We start from the raw sequence: 26,464 nt of genomic DNA, 5'->3' as shown, positions 1-26,464 counted from the left end.
GTCCGATATGAATGTTCGGCTTCCCGGAACCGCCGTTCCCCGGCCCAACGGTCGAAAACAGTATCCGTCGGCCGTCCGAACCCGCGGGTATGCCACCGACGAAGGAAGTCAAATGCACGGACGAGGACTGCTTCCTCGACATGTTCGAGAACCACTACACCTACGACGTGCCCGACGACCACGGCGTCTCCGACCTGTCCTGTCCGGTCTGCGGCGGCACCGACTGCCTCGAAGAGATCGAGCTGTAGCGGCCCCGCGGCCCGCGGGCGTCCGCGGGTCGGCGCCGACCGTCTTCTGTCCCGACGCCGCGGGCACAATCCTGAAGGCCGTACCGCCCCAACCGGCGGGTATGAGCAAGTTGCGCGACATCGGCGAGTCGCTGGGCAACACCGTGCTGGAGAACGTCGGGCGGGCGATGGGTCGCGCCCAGGAGCGGACGCCACTGCCGGTCGACCTGCTGGAGAGCGACGACGCCTACCTCGCGGTGTTCGACGCGCCGGGCGCCCGGACCTCGGACGTGCAGGTGCAGTTCGACGCCGGGCTCGTGGAGGTCCGCATCGACCGCTTCCGCGGGTTCCACGAGGGCTTCGAGATGCGCTACCCCGGCCGCGGGCTGGCGCTGGACGGCCACGTCGAACTCCCCGCCGAGGCCCGCGTCGACGCCGACGCCGCCACCGCGACGCTGCGGGAGAACGGCACGCTCGAAGTTCGGATCCCGAAGGCCGAACCCGTCGACCCCGACACCGACGAGGCGCTGGAGGCCGACGAGGTCACCGAGGTCGGCGACGGGGCCGACGCCGACGAACTCGACGCCGAAGCAGAAACCGCCGACGAGGACGACACCGACGACTCCGACGATAGCGACGGCGAGCAGTAGCGGCGCGGTGCCATCGCGGTGCGGCCCAGCCGCGGTCCTTTCTCATACGGATTATTGCAAGACAGTCCGGGATCGACCGCACGCAGTCGTGCGGTCGACCCGGGAAACGCTTGCAATAATCCGTATCAGTCGTCGACCGTCATCCCCTCTACCACCTCGAACGTCTCGTCGCCGTCGAAGCGGTTCGGGTCGAAGGGAGCGACCCCGTCGCCGCCGAGGATCTGCTCCGCGATCCGCTCGCCCAGCGCCGGCGCGCGCATGAACCCGTGGCCGTGCCAGCCGGTCGCGACGTACAGCCCGTCGCGGATCTCGCCCAGCAGCGGGTCCCGGTCGGGCGTGGCCGTGCAGAGCCCGACCCACGACCGGCGGAGTGCGAGGTCGTCGTCGGTGACGGGGCCGGCCCCGTCGCCACTGATTTCTCTCAGCCACGCCAGCGACGCCCGCTCGAACTCGAGGTCGGCGCTCTCGTCGTAGTCATCGGGGTCGAACTCCCGCTCGTCGGTGCCGTCGCCGACGAGCAGGCCGCCCTCGCGGGGGCGGGCGTAGCGGCCCTCGGTCGCGTCGTAGCAGGTCGGCACCCGCTCGCTCCCGTCGACGGGGTCGGTCACGAGCGCCTGCACGCGGTAGGGTTTCATCGGGATCGGTACGTCGACCCCGGCGAGCAGGCGCTTCGTGTGGGCGCCCGCGGCGACGAGGACGGCGTCGAACCGTTCGGTCCCGGCGGCTGTCTCGACGGCTGTCCCGTCGGCGGCGAGCCGAACGGGCGTCCTCCTCCGGAGGTCGGCGCCGGCTGACTCGGCCCGCTCGCCCATCGCCGCGACGTACGCGGCGGGGTCGAGGTAGCCGGCGTCGCGGGCGAGCGCGGCGGCGGCCACGTCGACGCCGGCGAGTGCGGGGAAGCGGTCGGCGAACTCGTCGGGATCCAGCGTCTCCACGTCGCGGCCGTTGGCGCGCATCCGCTCGGCGCTCTCGCGGACCGCCTCCGCGCGGCGGTCGTCGCCGGTGCGGGCGAACCAGACGTACGGGTGGTCGACGAACTCGATGGCACCCTCCTCGCCCAGTTCCCGAAATCGCTCTACCGCGCGGGCGGCGACGGCGGCGTCGGTGTCCTCGGCGAAGGCGTCGTAGGCGATGCCGGCGGCGCGGCCGGAGGCGCCGCTCCCCAGTTCGCCGCGTTCGTAGAGGACAGTGTCGGCGCCGCGGGCGGCCAGGTCGCGGGCGGCGGTGACGCCGAGGGCGCCGCCGCCGACGACGGCGACGCGGGTCACAGGAACGGGTCGAGCCCGCGGGCGGGGTAGCCGACGATCCGGTCGGCGCCGGCGTCGCGGAGTTCGTCGACCCGGTCGGCCACCGTCCCGACGCCGCCGACGAGGCCGTAGTCGCGGACCGCCTGCGAGAGCACCTCGCGGGCGCGACCGCCGGCGGTGGCGTCGGTCGGCGCGCCGTCGGGTAGCGCCGACCGGACCGGGGCGCGGCGGGCGGCGTAGGCGCCCAGCGCGTCGAGAACGGCGTCCTCCTCGTCGGTCAAGACCGTCGGCGCGTAGAGCGCGACTTCCCCCTCGTAGCCCGCCTGTCTGAGCGCGCGCAGGCGGCGGTCGGTGCCGGGGCCGAGGAGTTCGAACTGCGTGCCGCCGACGGCGAGGGCGACCCGCTCGATCCCCTCGGTACCGACCCAGGGGTCCCGCGAGCGGGCCGCGGCCTCCCGGAGGCGTGGCGCGACCGCCCGCTCGCGTTCGGCGTCGGTGAGGTAGGCAGGGTGGCCGGCGACGAGCACCCGCCCGGCCGACTCGGGCAGCGACTCGGCGAGGTCCCGCTCGCCGAGGGGGTCGAAGCCGTCGGCGCGGACGGGCGTCGTGACGCGCAGCTCCTTCGCCTCGGCCAGCGCGGCGAGCGTCTCCGGCGACGGCAGGTGCTCGCGGCCCTCGTAGTCGACCGCGAGCGTGTCGACGGCGAGGTCGCGGGCCCGCTCGACCTCGACCTCGGCGGGTTTGATCGCGGCCGCGTCGATCCCTGCCTGCGCCAGCGTCGCGCCCTGGAGCATCCTACTCGCTCCCTATCGACCGGCGGGGAAAAGCTCTATCGCTTGGCGACGCCGCCCGGGTCGTTTAAGCCACCGTACCCCGAACGGACCGGGTAGCAATGCTCACAGCGGGAGACGCGGCGCCCGACTTCATCCTGCCCGGCACCGACGGCGAGGAGGTCCGCGAGTACATGCTCGCCGAGCACACCCGCGAGGGGCCCGTCGTCCTGGCGTTCTACCTGTTCGACTTCAACCCGGACTGCACCGACCAGCTGTGTTCGATCGGGAACTTCGGCTGGTTCGACGTGCGCGAGGACGTGACTGTCCTCGGAGTCTCCCGCGACAGCGCGTTCAGCCACCGGGCGTTCGCCCGCGAGCACGCCATCCCCTTCCCGCTGTTGTCCGACAGCGACGGCGCCGTCGCCGAGCGCTACGGCGTCCGGCTCGACGAGGTCGCCGGCCACCGCGACGTGTGCAACCGGGCGGTGTTCGTGGTCGACACCGACACGACGGTCCGCTACGCGTGGGCCGCCGACGACCCCGAGGGCCAGCCCCACTGGGAGGAGGTTCGGGCGGCGCTGGACGACCTGTAATCCGGCCGCCCGGGCGTCGCGGCGACGCCACAGGTTGCACCGCAGGTCAGGCGTTGCGGCTGATGTCGCGGAAGGTGTCGACGATCTCCTCGAAGTCGGGGTGGGACTCCCGGAGCTGTCGGCCCAGCCGCTCCGCCTCGCGCTTGCGTCGCTCGTACTCGTCGCTCTCGGCCAGTTCCGCGGGCGTCAGCTCCGATTCGAGCACCTCGAGCTTCGAGACGACCGAGAAGAACTCCTCCAGTTTCGGGTCGCCCGACCGCCGGCTGTCGAGCTGCTGGTCGAGCGTCGTCAGCAGCGCCTCCGTCTCGATGGGCTTGGCGAGGTAGTCGTCGAAGTCCATCTCCAGGATGTTCAGGTCGGGGTCGACGGCGGTCGTCATCACGACGACGCAGTCGTGGCCCCGCTCGCGGATCTCGGCCAGCACCTCGTCGCCGTGGACCTCCGGCATCCGCCGGTCGAGCAGGACCGCGTCCACGTCGTCGTCCATCGACGCCAGCGCCTCCCGACCGCCGTAGGCGACCCGCGTCTCGTAGCGCTCGCGGACCTTCAGCGCGAGCACGTCCGCGACCTCCGGCTCGTCGTCCACCACGAGGACCGTCGGCCGACCGTCGACGCTCGATGACACCGTTCTATCCCCGCTGGGGACTCCCCCCGCTTCACTCTGTTGGCCCGAATATCACGGGTCGATCCCGGGTCGCGTCCCCCTCGCTCCCGGACCGTCGGTCGTCCCCGCGGCCGACAACGTTATGTGTGAACAAGTATCATGGTACGTCGGGGATACCGATGTCACAGCACCCAGACTGGTTCCGCAGTGCGGACGCAGCGATACTCGACCACCTCTCCGAGGAGCGGCCGACGTACGTGCCGCTGCTCGCGAACCGTCTGGGGATGCCGACGGATTACGCCCGCCAGCGGGTCGACCAGTTGGTCGAGCGCGGGCTGGTCGAGCCGGTGACCGCGGAGACCGTCTACCGGATCACCGAGCGCGGCGAGCGGCGCCTGGCCGCCTACACCGAGCGCGAGGGCGCGCCCGAACCCGGCCTCGTCGCCGGCAACTGAGCGGCGCTCCCGCCGACGCGGGCCGGCGGCGGTTGTCCGGGTCGCCCGCCGCGAGTCACCGCGTCTCCCGCCGCTCGTAGAGGACGAGCCCGACCATCGACAGGACCTCCTCGCCGTCGACCTCGGTCGTGATCCGCACCGAGACGAGGCCGGATTCGTCGTCCCAGTCGTCCTTGTCGACGATCTCGGTCGTCACCGCGAGTTCGTCGCCGGGTCTGACCGGGCGGCGCCACCGGAGTTCGTCGACGCCGAGCGCGCCCCGGGTCGCACCATCGGAGAGGTGGCCGTCGACGAGCAGCCGCATCGTCGCGGCGGCGGTGTGCCAGCCGCTGGCGACCAGGCCGCCGAACGGCGAGTCGGCGGCCGCCTCGGGGTCGGTGTGGAACGGCTGGGGGTCGTACTGTTCGGCGAACTCCGTGATCTCCGCCGCTGTCACCTCGTAGCTACCGTGTTCGTCGGTGTCACCGACGCTCACGTCCTCGAAGTATTCCATGCCGGGCGTACGCGCGGCCGGCTGAAAAGCCCTCCAGCCGGACGCGGCGCTGTCGGAGGGACGGTGTCGGTCGAAGAACGGAGGGCGTCGCGAGCGGTCGAGGTCGACCGCGGGGAACCGGTGGCGGGTGGGCGGCGATGAGTCAGTCGGAGTCGACCGCGGTGAGTCGGCTGCGCGTCCGTCAGGGCGAGACGGCGGCCGTCCCGTTGCCGGCGGTGGCGTTCCCGGAATCGCCCGCGCCGTTCTCGGCGAGCCAGCTCTGGAACTCCTCCTGGGTGCGCACCTCGACGGTGCCGAGCATCTGCGAGTGGCCGACGCCGCAGTACTCGGCGCAGTAGAGCTGGTGTTCGCCCGTGTCGGTCGCCTCGGTGATGATGTAGTTCGACTGGCCGGGGAACGCGTCCTGTTTCAGCCCCATCGAGGGGACGTGGAACGCGTGCAGCCAGTCGGTCGAGGTGATGTTCAGCCGCACCGGCCGGTCGGTCGGCAGGACCAGCGTGTTGGCGTTCGTGACGCCGGACTCGGCGTACTCGAACTGCCAGTTGTACTTCTGGGCCGTCACCTGGACTTCGAGCGCCTCCTCACCGCCCTCGGTGAGCGAGTCCACGTCGGTGTCGGGCGTGGCCGTGACGAACGGGTCGGCCAGCACCTGGTAGGAGGCGACGCCGACGAACAGCAGGATGATGGCCGTGGCGACGGTCCAGGTGATCTCCAGCCGGCGGTTCTCCTTGGTCGGGAGCGGCGACTCGTTGTTCCGGAACTTCCAGACCGTGTAGAAGAGGATCGCCTCCACGAGGATGGTGATCGGGACGGCGATGTACATGAGCTGGTTGTTCAGGTTCCAGATGAGCCGCTCGGTCGTCGTGTCGGCCGACTGGGCGGCGGCCGGCTCGACCGCCACCGCCGCCAGGGCGGCCGCGAACAGCGTCAGGAGTGCGACGCGCTTACCCTTCATTGATCTCGGCTTGGGATTGTCCGCATATTAACGTGCTGAATCCGGTTCGGCGTCCGTACCCTGGTGCCCCTTCCCCTACGGTGGTTCTCCCGAACGTGTACGGGCCGTTCGAACGCGCCCGTCGGGCTCGCGCCGGCACGGGCCGTGTGGACCGGCGGCGAAGCGCGAACACTAAGTGCGGACACCCCAAAGTCGGGACAACAGCGGAGTCTCATGTCCAGTCGCACGTTCCGACCGTCGTTCCCGAGCCTGCTCGCAGCGACGGCGATGGGCGTCTACCTGCTCGTCGCCGCCGGCGCCACGGCGGCGGTCGCCGACGCCGCCCGCGCGTGTACCTCCTGGCCGGTCTGCCGCGGCCCGGTCACGCTCGCCGACCCCGCACTGGTTGTCGCCTGGGGCCACCGGGTCGTGGCCCTGCTCGTGGGCGTCCTCGCGGTCGCGACCGCCGTCGCCGCCGTCCGCGAGCGCGCGGCGGTCCGCGGGCGCGTCCTCGCGGCGCTCGCGCTCGCCTTGGTCCTGTTCCCCGTCCAGGTCGCCATCGGCGCCCTCGTCGTGACCGGCGGCCCGGCCGCCGCGCTGAACGGCGCCCACCTCGTCGTCGGCGTGGTCCTGTTCGCCGCGCTGGTCGCCGCGCTCGCGTGGGAACTCGAACCCGAGACCCCCGACGCGCCCGACGAGGGGTGGGCCGTCGACCCCGGCGTCGACGCCGACGCCGCCGACGGCCGCGAGCCATCCGAAGACGCGACCGCGGAACCGACCACCGCCCCCGCGGATCTGCCGCTCCGGACGCGTCTCACGGCGACCGCGGCAGCGTACTTCCGGCTCACGAAACCGCGGCTGATGTGGCTGCTCTGTCTCGTCGCCGCCGCCGGGATGGCGCTGGCCGCGACGGGCGCGCCCGAGCTGACCGTCCGGACGATCGTCCTGACGCTCGGCGGGGGCGTCCTCGCCATCGGCGCCTCCGGGACGTTCAACCACGTCCTCGAACGCGAGAAGGACAAGAAGATGGACCGCACCTCCGACCGCCCCGTCGCGACCCACCAGATCCCGGTCCGCCGGGCGGTCGCGTTCGGCCTGACGCTCGCGGCGACTTCCCTCGCCGTGTTCGCCCAGCTGAACCCCCTCGCGGCCGCGCTCGGCCTCTCGGCCATCCTCTTCTACAGCGTCGTCTACACGCTCGTCCTCAAGCCCAACACCGTCCAGAACACGGTCATCGGCGGGTTCGCGGGCGCGCTGCCGGCGCTGATCGGCTGGGCGGCCGTCACCGGCGAGGTCGGCCTCCCCGGCGCCGCGCTGGCGGGGATCATCTTCCTGTGGACGCCCGCCCACTTCTACAACCTCGCGCTGGCGTACAAGGACGACTACGCGAAGGGCGGGTTCCCGATGATGCCGGTCGTCCGCGGCGAGGCCGCCACCCGCAAGCACATCCTCTACTACCTGGCGGCGACGCTGGTCGCGGCCGTCGCGCTCGCGGAGCTGACCGCGCTCGGGTGGGTGTACGCGGCGACGACCTGCGTCTTCGGCGGCGTCTTCCTCTGGGCGGTCCTCCGACTGCACCGCGAGCGCACCGAGTCGGCGGCGTTCCGCGCGTTCCACGCCTCCAACGCCTATCTGGGGGCGCTGTTGCTCGCCATCGTCGTCGACGCCCTGGCGGTCTGACCCATGGCCGCCGTCGACACCACCGCCCTGGCCGACCGCTTCCGTCCCCGCCGCGAGACGCTGCTGTGGGGCGCCCTGCTCGTCAACACCGAGATACTCCTCCTGCTGGCCTACGCCGCGCTCGGGTCGGCCGACCTGCTCTCGGCGCGGGGGCTGCGCCTGTGGGTCTACCCGTTCGTCTGGATCAACGCCTCGGTCTGGGCGGTCGCGCGGACGGACATCGCGCCCTCGTCGACCCGCAACCGTCGGCTCGCCACCGTCCTCGCGGCGGCGTACTTCGGCGTCCTCGCCTACACCGGCGGCCTCGTCGGCCCCGGGCACGGATCGCTCGGGCTCGACGTCGCGCTGACGAGTCTCCCGCCGGGGTGGGCGCCCGCCGTCACCTACAACGGCATGGGCGTCTCCGTCGTGCTCATCCCCTACAAGGTAGTCGGCTACCTCACGCTCGCGTACCTCGTGTACGCGACGGTTCTCGACGCCGCCGGGTCGGCCGTGACCGGCGTCCTCGGGCTGCTGTCCTGCGTCTCCTGTAGCTGGCCGGTCCTCGCGTCGATCGCCACCGGCGTCGCCGGCGGCGGCTCCGGCATCGCCGCGGCGGTCTCGGCGGGCTCGTACGGCCTCTCCACCGCCGTCTTCGTCGCGACCGTGGCACTGCTGGTCTATCGACCCTTCGGCGGGGGCTGAGCAGTTCGCGTCCGTTCCGGGCGAGCGCCCAGTCGTCGCCGTCGGGTGCGTCGTGAACCGGTCCCGCGAGAGCGGCCGGCCTCGCGGCTACGCCACCTGCCAGCCGCCGTCGACGTGGAGCAGTTCGCCCGTCGTGTAGCCGGCGGCGTCGCTGGCGAGATAGCAGACCGCCGGCGCCACGTCGTCCGGGACGCCCGCCCGGCCCATCGGAATCGGCTTGAGGAACCCGCCCTCGCCGCCGCCGGCCGCCGACTGTTTGGCCTCCTCGGTCCAGCCCTCCGCGAACTCCGTCGCGATCTGGCCGGGCGCGACGGCGTTGACGCGGATCCCCGAGTCGGCCAGTTCGAGGGCGGCGCCGCGGGTGAGCATCCGGACGGCGCCCTTGGTGGCGTCGTAGCCCACCTGGCCGTGCTGGGCGAGCGAGGAGCTGATCGAGGCGGTGTTGACGACGGCGCCGGGCTCGTCGCGGTCGATCATGTCGCGGGCGGCGACCTGCGTGCCGAGGAAGACCCCGCGGACGTTGACCCCGAACATGGCGTCGAGGTCGGCGGCGTCGAGGTCGGTGATCGACCCGCCGCGGAACAGCCCGGCGTTGTTGACCATCACGTCGACGCCGCCCAGCTCGCGGGCCGCCTCGACGACGCTCTCGACCTCGCTCCGGTCGCTCACGTCCGTCTCGACGAACTCGGCGTCGCCGCCCGTCTCCTCGATGCGTTCGTCGGTCGGCGTCTCGGCGTCGAGGTCTTTCGGCTCGCGGCGCACGTCGGCGACGACGACGGTCGCACCGGCGTCGGCGAACTCCAGGGCCGTGGCGCGGCCGATGCCGGAGCTACCGCCGGTGACGATAACGACGTCGTCGCTGAAGTCGAAAGTCGCGGTTCCCATGGTCGGGGTATCGGCCGAACGGGACAAAATCCCACCGGCGGGGCGACGGTTGCGGGCTCCGGCGGGGTGCCCGTCACCTCGCGGTCGCCGGCGGCGCCCGTTCGGTTCGTCCCCCGAGAATCGCCACAAGCCTCTTTCGGGACGCGCTCCCACGGACGAGTATGCAGGAGGCCTGGATCCAGCTCCAGTGTCCCGAGTGCGGCGAACAGTGGGAAGCCAACCCGGCCGACCTCCCCGAACCGGACGCGGAGTTCGGCTGCAAGGACTGCGAGGCCCGGCGGCCCCTCTCGGAGTTCACCAAGACCGCCCGCGACTTCGAGATCCTGTCGGAGTTCCACGGGAGCTAGACGCGACCGCGACAGCACTCCCGCGGGGATCGCTCTCACGGGGCCGAAACGCTTAGGCGCGCTCGCCCGGACCACCGGCGGTATGAGCGCGTTCGACGCCGTCTGTTTCGACCTCGACAGTACGCTCTGCGTCGCCGAGCAGTCCGACGCCGAGATCCACGCCGCCGTCTTCGACCGCGTGGGCCTCGACCCCCTGTTCTCGCCCGCCGACGTGCGCGCCGTCGACGCGACGGACCTCCCCACAGCCCACACCGACCGGGAGTTCTACGAGCACCTCTACCGGGCGGTCTGCGCCGACGTGGGCGCCGATCCGGCCCACGTCCCGGAGCTGGCCGAGGCGACCGTCGAGGTCGTCGACGAGACGGCCGTCTCGTTCCGCGAGGGCGCCCGCGAGGCGCTCGACCACGTCCGGGAGCGGTACGAGCTCGGCCTAGTCACCAACGGCGGCGAGGCGACCCAGACCGCGAAGCTCGAACAGTTGGGCATCGCCGACGCCTTCGACGCGACCGTCTTCTGCGACCCCGCGAACGGCGTCGAACCGAAACCCGACACCGAACCCTTCGAGCGGGCGCTGGCGGATCTGGACGCACCGCCCGAGCGGACGCTGTACGTCGGAGACAGCCACGGCGCGGACGTGGTCGGCGCGCACGCCGCCGGCCTCGAATCGGCGTGGGTGCCGCTGGTCCGCCACGACGCCGCGCCGCCCGCCGAACCCGACCCCGCGCCGACCCACCGGCTGGACGGGATGACCGAGCTACCGGATGTGCTCTGAGCCGGCTCAGGTTCCGTCGCCTCCGCCGACCAGTTCGAACCGGACCGCGAGCGCCGGCGGCCCGTCGTAGACGAAGCGGTACTCGCCGGCGGAGAGGCGCTCGCAGACGACGAACTTCCCCGCCGAGAAGCCCGCGGCGCTCGCGCGGAACGACCACTCGAAACCCGTCCCGGGGTCGTGGACGACCGCGGTCGCGTTGAATCCGCCTCGGCCGGCGGGGAACAGCGTGACCGTCCGCCAGGCACCGCCGGCCCGGCGCTGGAGCGCGTAGCGGTGGCGGGTGCCGGTCGACCGCCCCGAGTCCGCGACGTTGGCCAGTTCGAACGCTATCGGCTGGCCGCGCTCGACGACGGACTCGTTCGCGGCGAGTTCGAACCCCTCCGCGCTGGCGGGGAGTACGTCGCTCGACCCGAGCCGCGGGGCGGTCTCGGCTCCCGAACAGTTCGGCGGGGTCCCGACGGACGCCGTCGCAGTCCGGACGGCGGTCGCCGCGGTCGCGCCGCCTCCCGAGTCAGTCCCGATACTCTCGGTGCTCGGACCGTCGGATCCCGGAACGCCCCCGAGACAGCCGGCGAGCGTCGCCGCCGCGAGCAGTCCGATGACCGCGACCGTGCCGATTCCGTCGCGCATAGCCGGCCCGACGGTCGACGGGCACCTCAACGCGCGGTGAACTAAAACGGCGATTTACGCGGTGGGCACGTTCAAGGTGGCGGGCGCCGTCGGCCCGCGTATCGTGAACGCGAGGAGGGCCGAGCCGTGAGGAGCATCTTCCCGCTACGGTCGGAACCCGATATGGGCGACCGGGAGCCGAAACTGGTGGACCTGGCGGAGGCCGACGCCGACGAGGTGTTCGACGCGCTGGGGTCGGAAACCGCCCGCTCGCTGTTGCTCGCACTCCACGAGGAGCCCCGTCCGGCCTCCGACCTCGCCGAGGCGGTCGACACCAGCGTCCAGAACGTCCAGTATCACCTGACGAAACTCGAAGCGGCCGACTTGGTCGAGGGCGTCGACACCTGGTACTCCGAGAGCGGGTCGGAGATGACCGTCTACGCGCCCGCCGACGAGTCGCTCGTGCTGTTCGCCGGTGAGGAACCCGAGTCGTCGCTGCGCCGACTGCTGGAGCGGTTAGTCGGCGCCGTCGGGGCGCTGGCGGTCGGTGCCGTCGCCGTCGCGCTCGCGGTTGGCGGTAGCGGGGGCCCGGAACCCACGACCGGCAACGCGACGACCAACATGAGCGGGCCGACCGTGGGGCCGACCGGCGCCGCGACCGACCCGCTGGTCGCCGTCGGCGCCTTCCTCGCGGGCGGCCTGTTCGTCCTCGCGGTGCTGGTCGTGATCGAGCGACTGTGAGAGAACGGCGCGATCGGTACCGGCCGAGGCGGTGTGCGGTCCGTCAGGCCTCGACGGGGAGGTCGGCCCGTTCGGCGGCTTCCTCGGCGCTCGCGTCGTCGTGGAGGACGGCGGCGACGGCGCGGGTGATGGCCTCGGGGTCGTCGTGCTGGAAGATGGAGCGGCCCATCGAGACGCCGTCGGCACCGGCGTCGACGGCGCCGCGGACCATCGAGAGGGTCTCCCGGTCGGTGCCCTTCGAGCCGCCGGCGATGACGACCGGGAGGGCGGTCGACTCGACGACGCGGTCGAAGGTGTCGGCGGAGCCGCTGTAGGCGGTCTTGACCACGTCGGCGCCGAGTTCCTCGGCGAGGCGGACGGCGTGGCCCAGGTCCTCTGCGAACAGCTCGGGGTCGTCGTCGCGCACGTCGTGGCCGCGGGCGTAGGCCATCGCGAGCGTGGGCAGGCCGTAGCGCTCGGCCTCGCTGGTGACCTCGGCGAGCCCGGAGATCTGGTCGGGTTCGTGCTCGCTGCCGACGTTGATGTGGAAGGAGACGGCGTCGGCGCCGGCGCGGATGGCGTCCTCGACGGTGCCCGTGGGTCGCTTGTCGGCCTCGTCGGGGCCGATGCTCGTCGAGCCGTTGAGGTGGACGATGTAGCCCGCGTCGTTGGTGTTGGGGTGGACGCGGTCTGCGACGCCGCGCTGGGTGAGCACGGCGTCGGCGCCGCCGCGCGTGACGGCGTCGACGGTCGATTCGATGTCGACGAGGCCCGTGACGGCCCCCAGTGTGATCCCGTGGTCCATCGGGACGATCAGGTGCCGGCCCGCTGTCCCGATGCGGGCGAGGCGCGCGTCTTTCCCTGCGGTCATGTTGTGTGAGGGTGTGGCAAGTACGGTTATGTGCGTTCCGGTTGCGGACGGTACTGCGAGTCAGTCGGACCGTTCGGCGGCGGCCCGCTCAGCGCCGGCCAGCGCGCCCTCCTTGAGTTCGCGGGCCTTCGCTTCGAGCCGCTGGACCGTCTCGGGGAACGGCTGGTCCACGTCGGGGTCGGCGCCGTCGGCGATGACGTCGACCAAGGCGGAGCCGACGATGACCCCGTCGGCGCCCGCCGCGACGATGCGCTCGGCGTGCTCGCCGGTCTTGATGCCGAACCCGACGGCCTTGGGAACCGCCCAGTCGTCGACCCGGGCCAGCGACGCCTCGGTCTGGTCGGACACGTCGTCGCGGGCGCCCGTAACGCCCAGGCGGGCCTGCACGTAGACGTAGCCCGAGACGTGCTCGCGCATCCGCTCAAGGCGCTCGCCCTTCGTCGTGGGCGCGATGATGAACACGAGGTCCTGGCCGAACTCGTCGCAGGCCTCGCGGAGCGGCCCGGCCTCCTCCGCGGGCAGGTCGACGACGACGAACCCCTCGATGCCCACCTCGTCGGCCCGCTGTGCGAACGCTCGCGGTCCCGTCTCCCCGGTCTCGGGGTGGGTGTACTGGGCGATCAGGTTGTAGTAGGTCATGCAGACCAGCGGCACGTCCACGTCGAGGTCCTCGACGAACTCGAAGTACCGATCGGGGGTCATCCCGCCCTCCAGCGAGCGGACGACGGCCTCCTGAATGGTCGACCCCTCGGCGATGGGCTCGGAGAAGGGGAGCCCGAGTTCGATCACGTCGGCGCCGCCCCGTTCAAGGGCCTCGACGTACTCCAGCGACTCCTCGTAGGTCGGGTCGCCCGCGGCGACGTAGGGGACGAACGCGGGTTCGTCGGCGAAGACGCGTTCCAGCCCCATCAGATGTCACCCCCGCTCCCGGCGGCGTCGCGTAGCACCGACATGTCCGGCGCCACGTCGAGGTCGCGTTTCTCCGTCTCCTCCAGCACCGTTTCGAGGTCCTTGTCGCCGCGGCCGGAGACGTTGACGATCACGAGGTCGCCGAGTTCGTCGTGGTGCTCTTCGAGGTAGCCGAAGGCGTGGGCGGTCTCCAGCGCCGGGATGACGCCCTCGTCCTGCGAGAGTCGGTGGAAGGCTTCGAGGGCGCTATCGTCGTCGACGTTGACCGCGTCGACGCGGCCCTCGTCGACGAGGTGGGCCAGTTCGGGGCCGACGCCGGCGTAGTCCAGCCCGGCCGACACGGAATGGGACTCCATGATCTGACCGTGGGAGTCCTGCAGGAGCTTCGTGCGCGCGCCGTGGAGGACGCCCTCGTCGCCGGTCGACAGCGACGCCGAGTTGGGCGCGACGCCCTCCTCCTCGTCCACGTCGAGCGAGGACCCGCCGGCCTCGACGGCGTAGAGGCCCACCTCCTCGTCGTCGACGAAGTGGTGGAAGGTGCCCATGGTGTTCGACCCGCCGCCGGCGCACGCGAGAACCGAATCGGGCAGGCGGCCGGCCTTCTCCCGGACCTGCTCGCGGGCCTCCTCGGAGATGACCGCCTGGAAGTCCCGGACCATCGCCGGGAACGGGGCAGGGCCGACCACGCTCCCGATGACGTAGTGGGTCGTCTCGACGGTGGTCGCCCAGTCGCGCATCGTCTCCGAGATGGCCTCCTTGAGCGTCCCGCGGCCGGTCGTGACGGGGTTGACCTCGGCGCCGTTGATCTTCATCCTGAAGACGTTGGGGCGCTGGCGCCGGATGTCCGTCTCGCCCATGTAGACCTCGCAGGGCATGTCGAGGTGGGCGGCGGCCATCGCCGTCGCCGTCCCGTGCTGGCCGGCGCCCGTCTCCGCGATGATCCGCTCTTTGCCCATGTACTTCGCGAGCAGCACCTGCCCGAGGGCGTTGTTGAGCTTGTGCGCGCCGCCGTGGAGCAGGTCCTCGCGCTTGAGGTAGACCTCGGTGTCGTAGCGGTCCGACAGCGACTCGGCGTGCTGGAGCGGCAGCGGCCGCCCGCCGAAGTCGGCGAGTCGCCGCCGGAACTCGTCCATGAACCCGTCCTCGTTGTCGAGGACGTACCGCTCGTAGGCCGCCGTGAGCTCTTCGATGGCCGGCATCAGCGACTCCGGCACGAACTGTCCGCCGTACTCCCCGAACGTCTCGTCTGTGCTCATGATTGGGTGTCCGCCTCCGCCTGATTCTCCGCGGTCGCGTCCGATTCCGCCGTCGCGAGGCGCCGGGTGTTGGCCTCCACGTCGCTGCCGCCCGCGGCGTCCACGATCGCCGACCCCACCAGCAGGGCGTCGGCGCCCGCCTCGCGCATCCGAACCGCGTCGTTCGTCGTCGCTATGCCGCTCTCCGCAATGAGGGTGACGTTTTCCGGTACCTGTCTCTCGGTTACACCGCTCGACTGTCCGCGGCGGACGAGCCGCCGCGCTTCGGGAGCGACCGCCTCGAACGTCCCCAGGTCGACCTCCAGCCGCGCGAGGTCGCGGTTGTTCACGCCGATGATCTCCGCGCCCGCCGCGACGGCCCGCTCGACCTCCTCGACGGTGTGGGTCTCGACGAGCACCTGGAAGCCCCGCTCGCGTGCCGCGGCAAGCAGGTCCGTCAGATCGTCGGTCCCCTCCTCGTCGAGGAAGCGGACGATCAGCAGGACAACGTCGGCCTCGACGGCGTCGAGTTGCGCCTCGCGGACGACGAAGTCCTTCCGCAGGACCGGCACGTCCACCGCCGCGCGGATCCGTTCGAGCGCGTCGGTCGAGCCGCCGAAGTGCTCCGGCTCGGTCAGCACCGACAGCGCCGCCGCGCCGCCCGCGACCATCGACTCCGCGAGTTCGACCGGGTCGTCGGTCCGCTCGCCGTCGGTCGTCGGGCTCGTCGGCTTGACCTCCGCGACCAGCGGGACCCGGCCGTCGGCCTCGGCGCCGTCGAACGCCGCCGGCAGCGACCGGGCGTCCACGTCGACCCGCTCGCCGTCCGCGTCCTCCCGCGCCGCCGCGCGCTCGCGGGCCGCGTCGAGTATCGACCGCACCTCCGGTGCGATCCCGTCATCAGTACTCATTGATGTCCACTAACGAACAGAGTTGTACATAAGGTTTGCGTCACGGGGACGGCGGTCCCGCTCAGTACAGAGTGTAGAGGTGACACGCCAGTGCCAATTCCACCCAGCGCCTGTCAGGAACAGCCTGCGGAATACAGAGGATGGATACAGCAAACGCTCATCGCTTGTTTCAGCGTTGGCGACGAAACACGCGTGAGGTGAATGTGCGAACGTATCGCTGGTGGTTCTGTCGAATGCGGTTGCTGTTTTTCATTGCCGTGCTGAATACAGGGCGCGTATCTCGCACGGTGAATCGCTCTGGATTCGGCGATATCTGTTCCCGCTCACTCAACAGAATGGTTCCGGTATCGGTATGACTTTCTCGCCTCGCGCTCCCGTATTTGCGAATGTCCAGTGACAAGGCACTCCGCGAACTGGCCGACGAAAAAGGCGTGACGATCGGGGCAGGCGTTCCCGCTCGATCGTTCAGACAGTATCCCGACGACCCGACGCTCGCACAGACGCTCAAGCGGGAGTTCAACGCGATTACGACAGCGAACGCGCTGAAGATGGGGCCGTTACGCCCCGAACGCAAGGTCTACGATTTCGATGACGCCGACGCGATCGTGAACTTCGGTGTCAAGAACGACATGACCGTCCGGGGACACACTTTGCTCTGGCACAAGCAGACCCCGGAGTGGTTCCTCGCTTGGGACTACACCGACGACCAGTTAGAAGCGTTTGTCCGGGATCATATTCACACGGTGGCCGGCCGCTATCACGACAAGGTAGACGTCTGGGACGTCGCGAACGAAGCGGTGGCCGATGACGGGTCGATGCGCGAGACGATGTGGTACGAGGCGATGGGCGAAGCGTATCTCGACAAGGCCTTCGAGTGGGCGAACGACGTCGCGCCGAACGCCGCTCTCTATTACAACGATTACGAGATCGCGTCGGACAACGACAAGGCCGACGCTGTATACGACCTTCTGCAGCGCCTGCTCGACCGTGGCGTGCCGATCGACGGCGTCGGGATCCAGATGCACTCCCTTCCGTCGTATCAGCACAGCCGGGAGGATCCCGAAGCGGTCGGCGCGAACATCCGTCGCTTCAAAGACCTGGGCTTGGACGTCCAGGTCACCGAGATGGACGTGGCGTACGGCCCCGACGAGGAGTTCGACGACCGCCTCGAACACCAAGCACAGTACTATAAAGACGTCCTCGAGGCGTGCCTCGACAACGGCTGTGACACGCTTATCACGTGGGGCGTCCACGACGCGGGAACCTGGCTCCAGAATCGCTACGACGTGACGAGCGACCCACTGCTCTTCGACGAGAACTTCAACCCCAAGCCCGCGTACTACGCGATCCGAGACCTCCTGGAGGATCGGAGCTGACGCGCACGAACGCCCCACTACTGAGCGAGCAGCGCGCTGTACGCTACCGCTCGTCTCTTCTTCGGCAGTGGTAATATGGAATCGAGGGATGTGATCATCATATCCGGCGGACACACGGTTAGATGGGGAGGGGAGAAACGGGCACGCGTCTCGTGAAAGCACCTCGAGTAGAGCCATCGGGGTCCCGAGACATTATGAAGCATTCTATCGAACGGTGGATATGGAGATCCGTGACTACGAACTCTTCGAAGTTCCGCCTCGGTCACTGCTACTGAAAGTCGAAACGTCGGACGGTCTCATCGGGTGGGGCGAACCTATCCTCGAAGGACGAGCACAGACTGCCGCCGCGGCGGTTCGGGAGCTGCTGGACACCTACGTCGTGGGCGAAGAGGCGTACGAGATCGAACGGCTGTGGCAGAAGATGTACCGCAGCGGCTTCTATCGCGGGGGCCCGATCCTGATGAGCGCGTTGTCGGGGATCGATCAGGCGCTCTGGGATCTCAAGGGGAAATCTTTGGGGGTCCCCGTGTACGAGCTCCTCGGTGGGAAAGCGCGTGACCAGATCCGACTGTATGCGCACATCAGAGGCGAGACGCCGACGGAAGCGGCAGAGGACGCGGTCGAGCGAGTCGAGGAGGGATTCACGGCACTGAAAGGGGCTCCCGGGAGCAGAGACTGGGAACATCTCGATACCCCGGCCGTGCTCGATGAGGCACGGGCCCACGTGGGCGCCGTTCGAGACGCAGTCGGTGACGAGATCGACCTCATGTTCGACTTCCATGGACGCCCGTCCAAACCAATGGCCAAGCGGCTCGCCACTGCCCTGGAGGAGTTCGACCCGATGTTCTACGAGGAACTGGTCGTCCCGGAGAAGAACGACGTCCTCCCGGGAATCGCAGCCCACACGGATATTCCCCTCGCGACCGGTGAACGGATGTACAGCCGGTTCGATTTCAAGCCGCTCCTCGAAGCCGGGGCCGTGGACGTCATTCAGCCGGACGTTTCACACGCGGGGGGCATCACGGAGCTACGCAAGATCGCTACCATGGCAGAAGCGCACGATGTCGCCGTCGCACCCCACTCGCCACTCAGTGCAGTTGCGCTGGCCGCGTGTGTTCAGGTCGACGCCTGCACGCAGAACGCGATCATCCAGGAACAGATCGTCCACGAGGACCGAGTGCCGAACTACCTCGCCGATATGAGCGTCTTCGACCACGACGACGAGGGGTACATTGACGTCCCGGAGACACCGGGATTGGGAATCGACGTCGACGAGGGGTACGTCCGCGAGATGACCACCGAAGACGCGTGGGACGCACCGATCGTAACGCGAAGGGACGGCAGTATCACGGACTGGTAGCGAATGTCGTGCCGGCAGGCTCGCATACGGTAGTGATTGCGGTATAGCCTGCTCGGGTGAGTACGGGCGACGAGACGTCAGCCCATTCGCCAGGAGTGGTCCGGTTCCCAACCGAGTCGGTCCCTGGCCTTTGTGTTCTCGACGAGACTCTCGTGCCCCGAAAAATCCCGTCTGAGCGCCGCATCCGGGTAACACTCCTTGACGAGCTCGTCGGTCGAAGTCTCCATGGTCGTGTCGTCGGCGACGACCCAGAACGTCTCGTGACCGTCGAAGTCCGCCTCGATGACGCAACGGGCGGCTGCTGCGGCGTCGTCGACGTGGACGTACGCGAAGAGTTCCTGTATGCCGCCGGGGGCGTCCGGAACCCCGGCCTCGAGCGTCCGGTCGCTCCGGACGAATGCGGAGTCGAGTTCCTCGCCGTCGGCGACCCACGGGTAACGGAGCGACCCGACGATCGGGGGCGCGTTCGCGTCCCGACCGAATCCGTCCGCGGTCACCTCGATCACGCGTTTCGCAATCGCGTACGGATCCCGCGGAGTCGTGGGGTGCTCCTCGTCTACCGGGAGATACTCGACTCCGATGGGAACGTCCTGAAACGACGCTCCCATGGCGTTGATACTGGATGGCAGGCAGACGGCCTCGAGCCCGAGTTCCGCGGCGGCTTCCAGAACGTGATATGTGCTCATCACGTTGTTCCGGTAGGTGACGTACCCCGGTTGGTGGCGCGGCGAGGGGACCGTCCCCATGTGTATCACTGCGTCCGCACCGCTCCGGGCGAGCGCCCCGTACACCTGGCCGGCGTCCTCGAGATCGATCGCGACGTACTGATCGGCGACCGCCTCCCGTCGCTCCGCTCGTTCCAGGTTGACCGTTCGGTAGCCGTGCTCGTTCAGCTCGACCAGCACGCGCTCGCCGATACGGCCGTTCCCTCCGGTGACAGCGACTACCTCGATGGACATACGATAGACGAACCTCAGCTTTGATTTAGTCCTTTTCAGCTCCAGCCCGGTCCCGGCCGATGGTCTTTTCGCAGAGGTACCCGCCGACACGGGCCGTCTCACTCCTCCTCGGCGGCCTCGTAGAACTCCCCGTCCCCCAGCACGGGGTCGTCTTCGAGGAACTCGACGCCGCGGGCGGTGGGTTCGACGCCCGTCTCGCGCTCGAACTCCGCGAGCAGGTCGCTGCCCCAGCCCATGCCGGCGACGGCGTCGAACGCGCCGAAGAGCTCGGTGAGCATCGGCGCCGGCGGCGCGTGGGCGAACGCCCGGAAGCGAAAGCGGTGGGCCATCGCGAACCGGTAGAGCATATCCTGGCCGGCAAGCCCCTCCTCGCCCTCGTAGCGGGCCACCGCCTCGGGACCGTCGTCGCCGTTCGACCGGTAGAGCACCGCTTCCGTGCAGGTCTCGGTCTCCGAGTCGAACGTGCCGACCGCCGCCCGCTCCCACAGGTCGGCGCTCTCGACCAGCAGGCCGGGCACCGGCTCGCTGACGAGGACGTAGCAGTACTCGGCGACCCACGCGAGGTCCGCCGCCCGCTCGGTCCCGTCGCCGTCGACCAGGTCGCCGTGGACGCACTCGTCGTCGGCCGGCACGTCGACCGGGTGGTGGTCGTCGAACCACGCGACCAGCGACTCGCGGGCCGCCCCGTCCGCGCACTCGAAGCTGTAAGCCGTCCACTCCACGGCCCCCGCTTCGGGAGTGGCGGTGAAAAACGTTGGCGGCTACGCGCCTACGGCGACGGGCGCTGCCCGTCGGAACCGCGGCGAGATCGAGCGACGCTACGGAGAGAGTCGCTGGCGGCTTCGGACCGCGGCGAGATCGAGCGACGCTACGGAGAGAGTCGCTGGCGGCTTCGGACCGCGGCGAGATCGAGCGACGCTACGGAGAGAGTCGCTGGCGATCTCGCGGGAAGAGAACTGCCTCGCGGATGTTCCCGAGCCCGAGCATCGTCATGACGAGCCGCTCGCCGCCCAGGCCCCAGCCGGCGTGGGGCGGCATCCCGTACTTGAACATCTTGGTGTAGTAGTCGAACTGCTCGGGGTCGAGCCCCTGCTGTTCGAACCCCTCGACGAGGTGGTCGTAGCGGTGTTCGCGCTGGCCGCCCGAGACCAGCTCCATCGTCGGGTGCATCATGTCGAAGCCGGTCGACAGCTGCTCGTCGTCGTCGTGGTCCTTGATGTAGAACGGCTTGATCTCCGAGGGCCAGTCGGTGATGAAGTAGTGCTCGCCCACGTCCTGGCCGAGCGCGTGCTCGCCCTCGGTGGGGAGGTCGTCGCCCCAGACGAGCTGTTCGTCGAGATCGCCCGTGGCGTTGATCCGCTCGATGGCCTCCTCGTAGGTGAGCCGCGGGAACTCCCCGTCGGGCACCTCGAACTCGTCGGCCAGGTCGAGCGTCTCCAGTTCCGCCTCGCAGTTCTCTGCGACGCCCTCGTAGGCGGCGGTGACGACCGTCTCGCAGGCGTCCATCGCCTCGGTGTGGTCGTAGAAGGCCGACTCGAAGTCGATGGAGGTCGCCTCGTTGAGGTGGCGGGGGGTGTTGTGCTCCTCGGCGCGGAAGATCGGGCCGATCTCGAAGACCCGTTCCAGCCCGGAGCCGACCATCAGCTGCTTGAACAGCTGGGGGCTCTGGTTCATGAACGCCTCGCGGCCGAAGTAGGTGATCGGGAACAGCTCCGTCCCGCCCTCCGTGCCGGTGGCGACGATCTTCGGCGTGTTGATCTCCGTGGCGTCCAGCTCGCGGAACGCCTCGCGGACCGAGCGGAGGACCTCCGCGCGGATCTCGAAGATCGCCTTGACCTCGTCCTTGCGGAGGTCGAGCGTGCGGTTGTCGAGCCGCGTCGAGAGGTCGGCGTCGACCTTCCCGGAGGGGTCCAGGGGGAGTTCGGGGTCGGCCTCGGCGACCACGTCGAGCGAGTCGGGCGTGATCTCGACGCCCGTGGGCGCGCGGGGTTCCTCCTCCACGTCGCCGGTGACGGCGACGACCGATTCGCGGTGGACCCCGAGTCCGGTCTCGACGAGGTCGTCGTCCATCTCGTCTTTCTCGAACTTGACCTGGATCTTGCCGGACTGGTCCCGGAGGATGAGGAAGGCGATGCCACCGAGGTCGCGGATCTCGTGGACCCAGCCGGCGACCGTGACGGTCTCGCCCGGCTCGGCGTCCGCGGTGTAGGTGCGGTCGTCCATGGGCGTTGCTTCTGGGGGGCCCGACTTAAGAACAGCCCTTCCGGGTCAGCGACTCACACGCCGGCCGAACGGCCGGACCGACCGCAAACTTTGCGTCGGCGGCCCGAATACGCCGTGCCATGGCAGACCGCGACCTCGACGAGCTCGACCGGACGATCCTCCACGCGCTGCAGAGCGACGCCCGCAAGATGTCGACCAGCACCATCGCCGACCGGATGGACGTGGCCGCCAGCACCGTCCGGACCCGGATCCGCAACCTGGAGGAGGCCGGCATCATCACCGGCTACCACGCCGCGGTCGACTACGAGGCCGCGGGCTACCAGCTCCACACGCTGATCACCTGCAACGCCCCCATTCCCGAGCGCGAACGCCTCGCCCGCGAGGCCGTCGAGATCGAGGGCGTCGTCGCCGTCCGCGAGGTGATGACCGGCAACGAGAACGTCCACGTCGAGGTGGTCGGCAGCGACGGCGACGACCTGAGCCGCATCGGCCGCGAACTCGACGAGCTCGGCCTCGAAGTCGAGGACGAGGACATCATCCGCAACGAGTACGTCCACGCCTACAGCGGGTTCGCCGCCGAGGAGTGACGGACACGTTGTCGTTTTATTTGTTTCACCATTCTTATTTGACGGTTCGTCAATAGAATCGCCTAGTTTATGACGTTCCGGCTCCGAGAGTGAAGTGCTATGAACGCATCGACGGATCCCGGTTCGAACCGGGGCACAGATCGGCGACGGGTAGATTCGAGACCGCCGGGCCGGCGAACGGGGGTGATTTCGTGGTCCTCGGAGCGGCGCGCAGGCGGATGAGCAGTGCGGCCGACGCGCCGAAGTCGGTGCTGGTGGTCGGGTCGTCGCAGGACGCCCGCGCCGTCGCCGAGCGGTTCGCCGACCGCGGACACGCGGTCGTCTTCGCGACCGACCGGCGGGACCTCGTCGCCCGGGCGGACGACGCCATCGACGCCCGCGAGGTGCGGTTCGACGACGGGAGCGGGCTCGCGGCGCTGGACCTGTCGGTCGACGCCGCGTTCGTGGCGGCGACCCGCGACCGGACGAACCTGCTCGTCGCGCGGACGCTCCGCGCCCGCGACGGCGTCGGACGGCTCGTCGTCCGGGTGAACGACCCCGACCGCGAGGAGGTCTTCGCCGAGCTGGGCGCCGAGACGGTCTGTCAGACGAGCCTGCTCGCACCGGCGGTCGAGACGGCGCTGGAGGAGGCCTGAGGTGCCCAAGGAACTCGAACGCGACCTCGGCCTCCCGTCGGTGCTGGCGATCAGCATCGGCGCGATGGTCGGCAGCGGCATCTTCATCCTGCCGGCGCTCGCGCTGGAGATGGCCGGCCCCGCCGTCGTCCTGGCGTACCTGCTGGCGGGCGTGCTGGTCCTGCCGGCGGCCCTCTCGAAGGCCGAGATGGCCACGGCGATGCCCGAGGCCGGCGGCACCTACATCTATATCGAGCGCGGGATGGGCCCGATGCTCGGTACCGTCGCCGGCATCGGGACGTGGTTCGCGCTGTCGTTCAAGGGCGCGCTCGCCCTGGTCGGCGGCGTCCCCTACCTCGTCCTCCTGTTCGACCTGCCGGTCAAGCCCGTCGCGCTCGGGCTCGCGGCCGTGCTCATCGTCGTGAACCTCTTCGGCGCCAAGCAGACCGGCCGCCTGCAGGTCGTCATCGTCGCCGCGATGCTCGCGGCGATGGCCTGGTTCGTCGTCGGGAGCGGCGGCGCCGTCGAGCGCGTCGCCTTCGACGGCTTCTTCGACGCCGGCAGCGGCGGGATCCTCGCCGCGACCGGCTTCGTGTTCGTCTCCTACGCGGGGGTCACGAAGATCGCCAGCGTCGCCGAGGAGGTCGAGGACCCCGGTCGCGTCATCCCGAAGGGGATGATCTACTCGCTGGGGTTCACGACCCTGCTGTACGTGCTCATCGTCGCCGTCATCGTCGGCGTCGCCCCCGAGGGCATCGCCGGCTCGAACACTCCCGTCGCGGACGTGGCGGCGGCGACGATGCCCACCGCGGGCCTCGTCGTGGTCGTCGCCGCGGCGATCCTCGCGCTGATCTCGACGGCCAACGCCGGCCTGCTCTCCTCGTCGCGGTACCCCTTCGCGATGAGCCGCGACAAGCTGGCGCCCCCGTCGCTGTCGACCATCAGCGAGCGGTTCAACACGCCGACGACCTCGATCTCGCTGACCGGGCTCGTCATGCTCGCGCTCATCGCGTTCGTCCCGATCATGGAGATCGCCAAACTCGCGAGCGCGTTCCAGATCCTCGTGTTCGTCCTCGTCAACGTCGCCGTCGTGGCGTTTCGGACGAGCGACGTCGAGTACGAACCGACCTACCACGCGCCGCTGTACCCCTGGATCCAGGTGTTCGGCGTCGTCGGCGGGCTCGTCCTCCTCACGCAGATGGGGTGGCTCCCGCTGGTCGGCGCGGTCGTCATCACGCTCGGCGGCGTCGGCTGGTACTTCGCCTACGGCCACAGCCGCGTCCGGCGCCAGGGCGTTGCCGCCGACGCCGTCCGCCGGCGCATCGACCGCGAGGCCGTCGCCGAGACGGGCTCGGCGTTCCACGACGCCGACGAGACCGACGTGCTCGTCGCGCTCGAAGAGGGCGCCGGCGAGTCCCGCGAGCGGACGCTCCTGGAGGTGGCCGCCGGCCTCGCCCGCAGCGACGACGGCACGGTCACGGTCGTCCAGTTCGACCGCGTGCCCGACCAGACGCCGCTGGACTACGCCGAGGGCGTCCGGTCGGACGCGGACCGCGCCTTCGAGGAGCGCACCGACCGCCTGCTCGCGGAGTTCGACGTGCCCGTCGAGTACGGCGAGGTCGTCAGCCACGACCCCGAGCGCGCGCTCGCGAACTTCGCCGCCGACCACGAGTTCGACCTGGTCGTCACCGGCCCGCGGACCGACGACCGGATCTCCCGCCTGCTCGGCGGCCGCGACCACGGCTCGTTCGACCACGTCACCGTCGACGCCGGCGACCTCGACGCCCTCGACGCGGTGACGCTGGTCACCGACCGCGGACCCTTCGACCCGACGAAGGTCCGCATCGGCGACGCCCTGGCCGCCGAACACGACGCCCGGCTCGAACTCGTCCACGTCGTCGACTCCGAGGACCCGCCGGAGCGGGGCGACGCCGTCGGTGACTACCACGACTCGCTGGCCGACCTCTGTTCGGTCCCGGTCGACTCGCGCGTCGTCGACGACACCGACGTCGAGGGCGTCCGCTCGGCCGCCCCCGGTGAGCGCTCGCTGGTCATCACCACCGACGACGGCGACCTGGCCGTCCGCTCGGCCGACGCCTCCCGCCCCGGCGCGGGCGTCATCACCGTCCGCCCGTCGGCGCCCCGGCGCCCCGGCCGCCTCGGGCGCCTGCTCGAACGGACCGTCTTCTGAGCGGACCCGCCGCTTTTCGGTTCTGCGTCCGCGAAAAAACGGGCCGGTTTACGACTCGTCGCCGCCGTCGGTGAGCACTTCGACGTCCTCGCTGCCCTCCTCGTTGGCGAACGCCGGCATCTCGTCGGCCGACTCGGGCTCGCGTTCCTCGTCTTCGGGCTCACGATTCCAGACGCGGGTAGCGTATTCGTGACACATGGTGGCACACCACTAGTACCGTGGCGACGACGAGTGAAAACGCTTGGGCAGGGGGTCACTCGTCGGCAGTGACCCAGTCGTGGCCGGATATCGTCCCCGAGACGGTGTAGGTCGCGTCCGAGTCGTAATCGGGGAAGTTGAACGTCCCTTCGAGGACGCTTTCGCTGAGTGGAATCACGGTCATCTTCTGCTTCTTTCTCCCGACGAGACCCCCCTCGCGTTCGATCTTGACCTTCCCCCATGGGTTTCCGACGCCGTCTCCATCGTTGGTCACTACCATGGTCACGTGCAGCCTCGGAGTGTCCGTGATCTCGGCCGAGACATCCTCGATGTCTAGATCCGCCTCGTCGTCCGAACCGGAGCACCCCGCCGTTGCTCCAGCGAGGGAAACGGCCCCGGCTTTCAGGAGCGTTCGCCGTCGCGGGCGGAAGCCGCCTTCGTCGGTCACACCTCGGTGATGCACACTTCGCTGTAAGTGTCTTATGTTGATACTATCGCTCAAGGACTATGTGGGTCGCCGTGAGAGGTCACGTCTCAGTCACACGTCTTTCACCGTCGGAGACGAGGTGTGCGGTCTCCGCCGCGGCGGGCGGGCGTCGTCAGTCCGAGACGGTCGCCGCCTTGGCGTCTTTCGCGCCCTCGACGGTCTCGGCGACGGCGTCGACGCCCTCGTCGTGGACCAGATCGCCGACGATGACGGTGTCGGCGTGTTCGGCCATCGTGTTGGCCGACTCGTAGTCGTGGATGCCGCCGCCGTAGAAGAGGGTGGCCTCGTCCAGCGCGTCGGCCGCGGCGGCGACGACCTCGGGGTCGCCGAACGTGCCGGAGTACTCGGCGTAGACGATCTCCTGGCCGAGCATCCGCTCGCCGACCTCGGCGTAGGCGGCCACGTCCTCGGGGGACAGGTCGCAGTCGGACTGGGTGAGCGTGGCGGCGGCGGAGTCGGGGTTGAGGACGATGTACCCCTCGGTGAAGGTGCGCGCCCAGTCGATGTCGTCGTCGATGCGGACCCACTCCTTGTGGACGCCGGAGAGCCACGCGATGTCGCCGGCGTTGAGGACCGCGGGCACGAGGTAGCCGTCGACGCCGCCGCGGTGGACGACGTTGGCGGGGTTCGACGGCTCGACGTACAGCGGCACGTCGTACTCGGCGCAGGCCTCGACCACGTCGGCCATCTTCTCCTCGGTGACGCCCGTCGTCCCGCCCACCTCGATGGCGTCCGTGCCACAGGTGACGACGTCCTCGTAGGTCTCGCCGTCGACCAGGTCCTTGTCCGGGTCGACCTTCAGGATGTGGTCCCAGTCGTCCCACGGCCTCTGCATACTCGCACACACCTCGCGGGACCGTAAAACCGCTT

31 protein-coding genes are annotated in these 26,464 nt (G+C 69.8%); 14 read left to right on the top strand and 17 right to left on the bottom strand.

What is annotated here, in order from left to right; genetic code table 11:
• Positions 1-89 precede the first annotated feature (89 nt).
• Both ACMGFI_RS10895 and ACMGFI_RS10890 read left to right on the top strand, forming a co-directional pair.
• A complete protein-coding gene (locus ACMGFI_RS10895; RefSeq protein ID WP_167837329.1) occupies positions 90-248 on the top strand; it encodes a DUF7559 family protein in 159 nt (52 codons plus the stop codon).
• Positions 249-349: 101 nt separating this feature from the next.
• Positions 350-877 carry an Hsp20/alpha crystallin family protein gene (locus tag ACMGFI_RS10890; protein WP_436909612.1) on the top strand — a complete coding sequence of 176 codons (528 nt, stop codon included), beginning with the start codon at positions 350-352 and terminating at the stop codon, positions 875-877.
• 125 nt (positions 878-1,002) lie between these two features.
• On the opposite strand, the gene ACMGFI_RS10885 is transcribed toward ACMGFI_RS10890, so the two are convergent.
• Both ACMGFI_RS10885 and ACMGFI_RS10880 read right to left on the bottom strand, forming a co-directional pair.
• Complete coding sequence (locus ACMGFI_RS10885) at positions 1,003-2,145, bottom strand: NAD(P)/FAD-dependent oxidoreductase (protein WP_436909611.1); 1,143 nt, start codon at positions 2,143-2,145, stop codon at positions 1,003-1,005.
• The gene (locus ACMGFI_RS10880) at positions 2,142-2,918 is read right to left on the bottom strand and encodes a DUF7388 family protein (RefSeq protein ID WP_436909609.1); all 777 of its coding nucleotides are present in this window, start codon (positions 2,916-2,918) and stop codon (positions 2,142-2,144) included. The genes ACMGFI_RS10885 and ACMGFI_RS10880 overlap by 4 nt, the downstream gene beginning before the upstream one ends.
• Before the next feature lie 98 nt (positions 2,919-3,016).
• Between ACMGFI_RS10880 and ACMGFI_RS10875 the strand changes: the two genes are divergently transcribed.
• The gene (locus ACMGFI_RS10875; protein WP_436909608.1) at positions 3,017-3,490 is read left to right on the top strand and encodes a redoxin domain-containing protein; all 474 of its coding nucleotides are present in this window, start codon (positions 3,017-3,019) and stop codon (positions 3,488-3,490) included.
• 46 nt (positions 3,491-3,536) lie between these two features.
• Here ACMGFI_RS10875 and ACMGFI_RS10870 read toward each other — a convergent pair whose 3' ends face one another.
• The gene (locus tag ACMGFI_RS10870; protein ID WP_436909607.1) at positions 3,537-4,115 is read right to left on the bottom strand and encodes a response regulator transcription factor; all 579 of its coding nucleotides are present in this window, start codon (positions 4,113-4,115) and stop codon (positions 3,537-3,539) included.
• Between the two features lie 158 nt (positions 4,116-4,273).
• Here ACMGFI_RS10870 and ACMGFI_RS10865 point away from each other — a divergent pair, with 158 nt between their 5' ends.
• On the top strand, positions 4,274-4,549 hold the full coding sequence (locus tag ACMGFI_RS10865) for a hypothetical protein (RefSeq protein ID WP_436909606.1): 276 nt from the start codon (positions 4,274-4,276) through the stop codon (positions 4,547-4,549).
• Positions 4,550-4,604: 55 nt separating this feature from the next.
• On the opposite strand, the gene ACMGFI_RS10860 is transcribed toward ACMGFI_RS10865, so the two are convergent.
• Together ACMGFI_RS10860 and coxB are read right to left on the bottom strand one after the other, a co-directional pair.
• On the bottom strand, positions 4,605-5,042 hold the full coding sequence (locus ACMGFI_RS10860) for a MaoC family dehydratase (protein ID WP_436909605.1): 438 nt from the start codon (positions 5,040-5,042) through the stop codon (positions 4,605-4,607).
• 181 nt (positions 5,043-5,223) lie between these two features.
• On the bottom strand, positions 5,224-5,997 hold the full coding sequence (gene coxB / locus ACMGFI_RS10855) for a cytochrome c oxidase subunit II (RefSeq protein WP_436909604.1): 774 nt from the start codon (positions 5,995-5,997) through the stop codon (positions 5,224-5,226).
• 213 nt (positions 5,998-6,210) lie between these two features.
• Here coxB and ACMGFI_RS10850 point away from each other — a divergent pair, with 213 nt between their 5' ends.
• Positions 6,211-7,656 carry a heme o synthase gene (locus ACMGFI_RS10850; RefSeq protein ID WP_436909603.1) on the top strand — a complete coding sequence of 482 codons (1,446 nt, stop codon included), beginning with the start codon at positions 6,211-6,213 and terminating at the stop codon, positions 7,654-7,656.
• Between the two features lie 3 nt (positions 7,657-7,659).
• Positions 7,660-8,340, top strand: coding sequence for a DUF7546 family protein (locus tag ACMGFI_RS10845; RefSeq protein ID WP_436909601.1), 681 nt, complete (start codon positions 7,660-7,662; stop codon positions 8,338-8,340).
• An 87-nt stretch (positions 8,341-8,427) separates the two neighbouring features.
• Here the strand turns inward: ACMGFI_RS10845 and ACMGFI_RS10840 are convergent, their stop codons facing one another.
• Positions 8,428-9,225 carry an SDR family NAD(P)-dependent oxidoreductase gene (locus ACMGFI_RS10840; RefSeq protein ID WP_436909600.1) on the bottom strand — a complete coding sequence of 266 codons (798 nt, stop codon included), beginning with the start codon at positions 9,223-9,225 and terminating at the stop codon, positions 8,428-8,430.
• A 161-nt stretch (positions 9,226-9,386) separates the two neighbouring features.
• Here ACMGFI_RS10840 and ACMGFI_RS10835 point away from each other — a divergent pair, with 161 nt between their 5' ends.
• Both ACMGFI_RS10835 and ACMGFI_RS10830 read left to right on the top strand, forming a co-directional pair.
• Complete coding sequence (locus tag ACMGFI_RS10835) at positions 9,387-9,572, top strand: DUF7836 family putative zinc-binding protein (protein WP_436909599.1); 186 nt, start codon at positions 9,387-9,389, stop codon at positions 9,570-9,572.
• A gap of 82 nt (positions 9,573-9,654) precedes the next feature.
• Positions 9,655-10,344 carry an HAD family hydrolase gene (locus ACMGFI_RS10830; RefSeq protein ID WP_436909598.1) on the top strand — a complete coding sequence of 230 codons (690 nt, stop codon included), beginning with the start codon at positions 9,655-9,657 and terminating at the stop codon, positions 10,342-10,344.
• 6 nt (positions 10,345-10,350) lie between these two features.
• Here ACMGFI_RS10830 and ACMGFI_RS10825 read toward each other — a convergent pair whose 3' ends face one another.
• Positions 10,351-10,974 (bottom strand): hypothetical protein, encoded by a 624-nt coding sequence (locus ACMGFI_RS10825; RefSeq protein WP_436909597.1) that lies wholly within the window; start codon positions 10,972-10,974, stop codon positions 10,351-10,353.
• A 162-nt stretch (positions 10,975-11,136) separates the two neighbouring features.
• Here ACMGFI_RS10825 and ACMGFI_RS10820 point away from each other — a divergent pair, with 162 nt between their 5' ends.
• The gene (locus ACMGFI_RS10820) at positions 11,137-11,694 is read left to right on the top strand and encodes an ArsR/SmtB family transcription factor (RefSeq protein WP_436909596.1); all 558 of its coding nucleotides are present in this window, start codon (positions 11,137-11,139) and stop codon (positions 11,692-11,694) included.
• Positions 11,695-11,737: 43 nt separating this feature from the next.
• Here the strand turns inward: ACMGFI_RS10820 and ACMGFI_RS10815 are convergent, their stop codons facing one another.
• From ACMGFI_RS10815 to trpC, 4 genes are read right to left on the bottom strand one after another with little or no spacing between them, the layout of a single operon-like run.
• Positions 11,738-12,544 (bottom strand): 2-amino-3,7-dideoxy-D-threo-hept-6-ulosonate synthase, encoded by an 807-nt coding sequence (locus tag ACMGFI_RS10815; protein WP_436909595.1) that lies wholly within the window; start codon positions 12,542-12,544, stop codon positions 11,738-11,740.
• Between the two features lie 60 nt (positions 12,545-12,604).
• Positions 12,605-13,453, bottom strand: a complete 849-nt coding sequence (gene trpA / locus ACMGFI_RS10810; protein ID WP_436909593.1) for a tryptophan synthase subunit alpha — start codon at positions 13,451-13,453, stop codon at positions 12,605-12,607.
• Positions 13,453-14,709 carry a tryptophan synthase subunit beta gene (gene trpB, locus ACMGFI_RS10805; RefSeq protein ID WP_436909591.1) on the bottom strand — a complete coding sequence of 419 codons (1,257 nt, stop codon included), beginning with the start codon at positions 14,707-14,709 and terminating at the stop codon, positions 13,453-13,455. Before trpB ends, trpA begins: the two co-directional genes overlap by 1 nt.
• On the bottom strand, positions 14,706-15,599 hold the full coding sequence (trpC, locus tag ACMGFI_RS10800; RefSeq protein ID WP_436909588.1) for an indole-3-glycerol phosphate synthase: 894 nt from the start codon (positions 15,597-15,599) through the stop codon (positions 14,706-14,708). Before trpC ends, trpB begins: the two co-directional genes overlap by 4 nt.
• A 386-nt stretch (positions 15,600-15,985) precedes the next feature.
• Between trpC and ACMGFI_RS10795 the strand changes: the two genes are divergently transcribed.
• Both ACMGFI_RS10795 and dgoD read left to right on the top strand, forming a co-directional pair.
• On the top strand, positions 15,986-16,975 hold the full coding sequence (locus tag ACMGFI_RS10795; protein WP_436909586.1) for an endo-1,4-beta-xylanase: 990 nt from the start codon (positions 15,986-15,988) through the stop codon (positions 16,973-16,975).
• Positions 16,976-17,195: 220 nt separating this feature from the next.
• Positions 17,196-18,335 (top strand): galactonate dehydratase, encoded by a 1,140-nt coding sequence (gene dgoD / locus ACMGFI_RS10790; RefSeq protein WP_436909584.1) that lies wholly within the window; start codon positions 17,196-17,198, stop codon positions 18,333-18,335.
• 77 nt (positions 18,336-18,412) lie between these two features.
• On the opposite strand, the gene ACMGFI_RS10785 is transcribed toward dgoD, so the two are convergent.
• From ACMGFI_RS10785 to aspS, 3 genes are all read right to left on the bottom strand, one after another.
• On the bottom strand, positions 18,413-19,384 hold the full coding sequence (locus ACMGFI_RS10785) for an NAD-dependent epimerase/dehydratase family protein (protein ID WP_436909582.1): 972 nt from the start codon (positions 19,382-19,384) through the stop codon (positions 18,413-18,415).
• An 8-nt stretch (positions 19,385-19,392) separates the two neighbouring features.
• A complete protein-coding gene (locus ACMGFI_RS10780; RefSeq protein ID WP_436909579.1) occupies positions 19,393-20,016 on the bottom strand; it encodes a hypothetical protein in 624 nt (207 codons plus the stop codon).
• A gap of 196 nt (positions 20,017-20,212) precedes the next feature.
• On the bottom strand, positions 20,213-21,517 hold the full coding sequence (aspS, locus tag ACMGFI_RS10775) for an aspartate--tRNA(Asn) ligase (protein ID WP_436909577.1): 1,305 nt from the start codon (positions 21,515-21,517) through the stop codon (positions 20,213-20,215).
• A gap of 119 nt (positions 21,518-21,636) precedes the next feature.
• Between aspS and ACMGFI_RS10770 the strand changes: the two genes are divergently transcribed.
• From ACMGFI_RS10770 to ACMGFI_RS10760, 3 genes are all read left to right on the top strand, one after another.
• Positions 21,637-22,104, top strand: coding sequence for an Lrp/AsnC family transcriptional regulator (locus ACMGFI_RS10770; RefSeq protein WP_436909575.1), 468 nt, complete (start codon positions 21,637-21,639; stop codon positions 22,102-22,104).
• Positions 22,105-22,322: 218 nt separating this feature from the next.
• A complete protein-coding gene (locus tag ACMGFI_RS10765) occupies positions 22,323-22,739 on the top strand; it encodes an NAD-binding protein (RefSeq protein WP_436909572.1) in 417 nt (138 codons plus the stop codon).
• A gap of 1 nt (position 22,740) precedes the next feature.
• A complete protein-coding gene (locus ACMGFI_RS10760; protein ID WP_436909569.1) occupies positions 22,741-24,909 on the top strand; it encodes an amino acid permease in 2,169 nt (722 codons plus the stop codon).
• A 48-nt stretch (positions 24,910-24,957) separates the two neighbouring features.
• Here the strand turns inward: ACMGFI_RS10760 and ACMGFI_RS10755 are convergent, their stop codons facing one another.
• The 3 genes from ACMGFI_RS10755 to ACMGFI_RS10745 all read right to left on the bottom strand — a co-directional run bounded on the left by ACMGFI_RS10755 (position 24,958) and on the right by ACMGFI_RS10745 (position 26,429).
• The gene (locus tag ACMGFI_RS10755) at positions 24,958-25,107 is read right to left on the bottom strand and encodes a hypothetical protein (protein WP_436909567.1); all 150 of its coding nucleotides are present in this window, start codon (positions 25,105-25,107) and stop codon (positions 24,958-24,960) included.
• Between the two features lie 55 nt (positions 25,108-25,162).
• Positions 25,163-25,555, bottom strand: coding sequence for a hypothetical protein (locus ACMGFI_RS10750; RefSeq protein ID WP_436909565.1), 393 nt, complete (start codon positions 25,553-25,555; stop codon positions 25,163-25,165).
• A 151-nt stretch (positions 25,556-25,706) separates the two neighbouring features.
• Complete coding sequence (locus ACMGFI_RS10745) at positions 25,707-26,429, bottom strand: phosphoglycerol geranylgeranyltransferase (RefSeq protein WP_436909563.1); 723 nt, start codon at positions 26,427-26,429, stop codon at positions 25,707-25,709.
• Between the last annotated feature and the right edge of the window lie 35 nt (positions 26,430-26,464).

It is taken from the genome of Halosimplex marinum, assembly GCF_051414075.1.
Classification (GTDB): Archaea; Halobacteriota; Halobacteria; order Halobacteriales; family Haloarculaceae; genus Halosimplex; species Halosimplex marinum.
Note: the sequence above shows the minus strand (reverse complement) of the source record. Positions and strands in the feature narration are given on the sequence as shown.